The sequence below is a fragment of the Tunicatimonas sp. genome (genome assembly GCF_049647865.1).
Taxonomy (GTDB): Bacteria; Bacteroidota; Bacteroidia; order Cytophagales; family Cyclobacteriaceae; genus Tunicatimonas.
This window is the reverse complement of the sequence record NZ_JBARYM010000436.1, coordinates 1-3,339: the sequence shown is the minus strand read 5'-3', so window position 1 is coordinate 3,339 and position 3,339 is coordinate 1. Positions and strand designations below refer to the sequence as shown.

Sequence of the window (3,339 nt, the reverse complement as noted above, 5' to 3'; positions counted from 1 at the left end):
GATTACATCAGCGCTTTCTGGGATGTAGTAAACTGGGACGAAGTAAGTAAGCGCTACGCTGACGCCAAAGGCTAGTAACTACTAAACTCATTTTACAAAAAGCTTTCCTTATTTGTGAGGAGGGCTTTTTTTTTACCTATGATAACTATTCTCACCCAACAAAACCAGCGACCACAGGACGAAAAATCCATTACTAACCCCTTCCGCCCCGGCTTTAAAGATACTTAATGCATACTGTGCCTTAACCTGCTTGACCGTTTCAGTACGCAGCTTCATCAGAGCAGCCCGATTCCTGGCGGAGTGCTTATACCCATTTTTCAGTTCGCCTACGAAGAAATCATGCGCCTCTTTGGCGGCAGTAAATAAAGTAGGCGTATTCTCGACTCCTTCAACTTAGATAATTGATTATGAGCCTGTTATACAGCTTATCCTCTATGACACTATAGTAAGTAACATTGAAGACAGTCTTTAGCTCAGTAGTCATGTTATCAAATATGAGTAGACCTTCTTTTTCAAAATTCCTCTTATCCTCTTCATTTTTGAAATCTGAATCTAGGGGACAGCTTTTGTCAATAGTATTTTGGTAGGTCAAGTCTCACTCTATAATCTGTCGTTTTAAGCTTTTCTTTAAAGGAAAATAGTCTACTGAAACGTTTTTATAGGGTTCATCTCCATTCCTAATCCATAGAGGATAACACTCGTATTCAGGCATAATTTTAACTTTTTTCATTATGGAACTGGATTAGCACCTACAATAAAACCGTTATCACCAACTGTCACTGCTATACGTTTTGTTGCCCCTCTATATAGGATTTGATATACCGGGCGACTGCCCTGTATGTTGCATTAGGTTAATTGATCGTTGAAGATGGTCGTATTTGTAATATAAATATTAACAAAATAATATTATCAACCAGGAATTTAATGTTAAGAATATGTTAAAACGGTAAATCAGTTGGTAATTCCTAATAAAAACGCTATATATATTCAGCACTTATCATACAATTAGTCAAGTACCTTCAGCAGTACCTCGGTAATAAGCCGCCTCAATTTCAGCTCTGTATTACTGCTTAAAATCACCAGCGGTCTGAGCTACTACCGAGAAATGCTCCTTCATAATACCTTGGAACAATCAAAGCAACCTCAAAATTACTCAGTATTTTCATATCTCTCATTCCACATCTCGCATCTACCCGTACACCCACCGTATAATACTCAGCGTAATTATAAGTAGTACCACAATGGAAAGTATATTAAGGAAAAAACCAGCTTTCACCATGTCGGCAATGCGAATATGACCGCTGGAAAATACAATGGCGTTGGGGGGGGTGGAAATTGGCATCATAAAGGCACAACTGGAAGCAATAGTAACCGGAGCAACCAGCAGCATAGGTTCTATACCTAAACTATCGGCAATGCCTAGCACCACCGGAGCGAAAATAACAATCAGGGCTACGTTACTCATAATTTCGGTAATGAATAGGGCAAATCCGGTTAGGGCTAAAATCAGGATGGGTAGACTCAATGTGCCTTCGCCCGCTAAACGTTCGCCGACTAGCTGAACAATGCCGGTCATCTCCATTCCTTTGGCTAGACAAAGCCCTCCGCCAAATAGTAGTAAAATTCCCCAAGGAAGTCGTTCAGTACTTTTCCAGTCCAGTACATACTCTTGGTTTCGCAAACTAACGGGTATTACAAACATCAGTAAGCCTCCGCCCATCGCTACAATTGTATTGTTCAAGTACTTATCGCCTAGCCAACCATTAATGGTCGTCTGAAAAATCCAGCAACTGGCGGTTAGCGTGAAGATAACTGCCACCAACTTTTCGGCTTTAGACATCGTACCCAATTCCCGCAATTTATCGGCGATAATGTTGCCTGACCCCGCCAACCCTTTTAGCCGATGACGAAACAGCACCTGAGTAATCATTAGATAGGTAATCGTTAACAAGGTTACACAAACCGGAATGCCGACCAATAACCACTTTCCGAAAGCCACCTCTCGTCCGTAAAACTCTTGCATATAACCGACCATCACTACGTTAGGTGGGGTTCCGATAATGGTAGTCGTTCCGCCAATATTGGCAGAATAGGCGATACAGAGCATTAGCCCCAAAGCAAACTTTCGGTAACCAGCTTGCGCTTCTTCTGACTGTTGATCTTCCAGCAAATCAATGACCGATACGGCAATAGGTAGCATCATTACAGTAGTGGCCGTGTTAGAAATCCACATGCTTAGAAAAGCTGTAGCCAGCATGAAGCCTAAGATAATTCCATTAGCGTGCGTTCCGGTGAGGCGAATGAGATTTAAAGCGATACGCCGATGCAGGTTTCGCTTTTCCATTGCCAAAGCAATTAAGAAACCGCCCATAAACAAAAAAACAATAGGGCTAGCGTAGGGTGCCGTCGACTCAGCAATGGGGAATACACCAAGAATAGGAAAGAGAACAAGCGGTAATAAAGCCGTAACTGGTAGCGATACCGCTTCAGTAACCCACCATAGCACCATCCATCCGGCTACGGCCAGCACTTTAGTGGCGTTAGCATCTAAGCCATCAATTGAAACCAGGAAATAGATAAGTAGAAAAAGTACCGGACCTAACAGCAGCCCAAAGGTTTTTGTACTTACTAGTGATGATTGTTGCTTTACTGCCAATTGATCCGCCTTTTAGAGTTTTTCGAAAAATCTAAATTAGCGGATTTTGGTAAAGAGAAAAATACTTGCAACTTCTCGCCATGCATTTAAGTAATCACATAAGATCAATTTAGTAGTTGGCTCTTATACTGTTCGATACAGCGACACTTTGCGTCTATCTCCCTTATACGTCGTATAGACGCGAGACATTCTATACCACAGGGTTGCTCTACCCTAATGAGCTAATCGTTTACGTATGTATTACCTCATCCAAAAAAGCTTAAATAGTTTATGCATAACCACTTGAGGTTGGTAGAGTATGTTGGAATGCATTTCTTAGGATGGTTGACTAAATGCGTTAGTGTTCAATGTATGTTTTTGAGCTTAGCTGATTAGGTGGCCTAACTGGATTATAGTACCTTGTATAAAGCTATCGATGATGAAACAATCAGTGAAAAACCCTTTATCAAATCACTATAAGCCACTATTTATATCATCGGCGCAGAAATTTGTACAGAAAAATCTATATGGAAAATAGACGCAATAGTGCGCTATCTCTATGTTGGTAGCCATTTAAGAGAAGTACACATTCTTATAAAATGACTGTTATTAACATTTGAGCAGCGACAAAATATTAGAATATGATAATTCAGATTTTTCGGAAGCTGTATGAATTCAATGTATGTTCAAGTGGATTACACCAA

The 3,339-nt window shown here is 40.7% G+C and carries 2 protein-coding genes; one reads left to right on the top strand and one right to left on the bottom strand.

The genetic code is table 11. From position 1 onward, the window contains the following. The coding region (locus tag WBA23_RS13010; RefSeq protein ID WP_424582709.1) for a Fe-Mn family superoxide dismutase at nucleotides 1-75 on the top strand (75 nt) is incomplete at its 5' end. 1,114 nt (nucleotides 76-1,189) lie between these two features. Here WBA23_RS13010 and WBA23_RS13005 read toward each other — a convergent pair. Beyond that, the gene (locus tag WBA23_RS13005; protein ID WP_424582708.1) at nucleotides 1,190-2,656 is read right to left on the bottom strand and encodes an SLC13 family permease; all 1,467 of its coding nucleotides are present in this window, start codon (nucleotides 2,654-2,656) and stop codon (nucleotides 1,190-1,192) included. Nucleotides 2,657-3,339 lie beyond the last annotated feature (683 nt).